The sequence below is a fragment of the Zoogloea ramigera genome (assembly GCF_006539865.1).
GTDB lineage: Bacteria > Pseudomonadota > Gammaproteobacteria > Burkholderiales > Rhodocyclaceae > Zoogloea > Zoogloea ramigera.
Genome location: NZ_BJNV01000169.1, coordinates 1 through 1243, shown reverse-complemented (window position 1 = coordinate 1243; position 1243 = coordinate 1). Strand labels below are relative to the sequence as shown.

The window sequence follows — 1243 nt, the reverse complement described above, 5'->3', positions numbered from 1 at the left end:
CTTGTTTCTGACCGCGAAGGACAGCGTGGATGACCGGGTCAAGGGGCTCGAACTGGGGGCCGACGACTACCTGGTCAAACCCTTCGCCTTCTCGGAGTTGCTGGCTCGCGTTCGCACGCTCTTGCGCCGGGGCGCCAAAAACAAGGAAGTCGATGCCTTGCATGCGGCAGACCTGGAACTGGACCTCCTGCGCCGGCGCGTCACGCGCGCCGGCAAGCGGATTGATCTCACCGCAAAAGAATTTGCCCTCCTCGAACTGCTGCTACGGCGGCGTGGGGAAGTGCTACCGCGCTCTCTGATCGCCTCCCAGGTGTGGGATATGAACTTCGACAGTGACACCAACGTGATCGAGGTGGCGGTGCGTCGCCTGCGGGCCAAGATCGACGATGGTTTCGAACCCAAGCTGATTCGCACCGTGCGCGGCATGGGCTATGTGCTGGAGGAACAAGAGTGCGAGTAGTTCGCCCGGGAGCCCGCCGCAAGTCCCTGACCTTCCGCCTGACCTTGCTCTTTGCGGCAGCATCGACAGTCGTGCTGCTGGTTCTGGGTTTGATTGTGGCCGAGTCCGTCGAACACCACTTCGAAGAGCAGGACATGGCGGCCCTGAGCGGCAAACTTGAGCTGATTCGCCACGCCTTGGCCAAGGTCCATTCGTCAAAGGATCTGGCTGCGATTCCGCAGCAGATGGACGACTCCCTGATCGGGCATCATGATCTGGTCGTGGCAGTAAAGGGACCGGACGGTCGCACCCTGTTCGCCACCGAGGATGCTCCCTTCCCCCAACGCTTACTGGATCGGGTCAAAACACCCGGGGCTGAGCGCCCTTACGTATGGCAAGTCGATGACCAGTTGTCCTTCCGGGGCATCGTGGCCGAAGCACCAACCGGAGTTCAGGCGTGGCCGCCCGCCGTAGTCGCCGTCGCGACGGACATTTCCCATCACCGCAGCTTCATGGACTCATTCATGAAGACCCTTTGGCTTGTGGTCATTGGGGGCACCTTGGCGACCGGACTACTCGGTTGGTTTGCTGCCCGTCGAGGCCTGGCGCCACTTCGCGAGATGAAGCGAAGAGCGGCGGAAGTCAGCGCCCAACGTCTCGACCAGCGTTTGCCCGTAGATGCCGTCCCTGTCGAACTGGCTGAACTGGCCGAATCCCTCAACGACATGCTGGCCCGGCTGGAGGAGTCGTTCAAGCGACTCTCGGATTTCTCATCAGACCTGGCCCACGAACTCCGGACCCCGG

2 protein-coding genes are annotated in these 1243 nt (G+C 61.9%); both read left to right on the top strand.

Annotated features, from left to right (window positions below):
• The coding region (locus tag ZRA01_RS20255; RefSeq protein WP_141355176.1) for a winged helix-turn-helix domain-containing protein at positions 1-460 on the top strand (460 nt) is incomplete at its 5' end.
• A 71-nt stretch (positions 461-531) separates the two neighbouring features.
• Positions 532-1243 (top strand): HAMP domain-containing protein (locus ZRA01_RS20250; protein WP_218028781.1); only part of this gene is annotated, 712 nt, incomplete at its 3' end.